We start from the raw sequence: 239 nt of genomic DNA on the forward strand, positions 1-239 counted from the left end.
GTATTAGGCATTGGCCTCCTTATCATTACCACATCCTCATTATCTGCACAGGCAGGAAAAACTGAACAACCGTTCAGAAATCCTAAACTTCCGGTAGAGCAACGTATTGATAACCTTCTGGGTTTACTTACCGTTGATGAAAAAATAGGAATGATGATGGATAACTCTAAAGCTGTTCCACGCCTTGGAATTCCGGCATACGGATGGTGGAATGAAGCGCTTCACGGCGTAGCAAGGGC

General features: G+C 44.8%; 1 protein-coding gene. It reads left to right on the forward strand.

Going from position 1 to position 239, the window contains the following annotated elements; translation table 11 throughout:
• Nucleotides 1-239: hypothetical protein (locus tag ACPYOG_RS20595; protein WP_481295922.1), on the forward strand; the 239-nt coding region annotated here is incomplete at both ends.

The organism is Leifsonia sp. HAY1-4F (assembly GCF_056755275.1).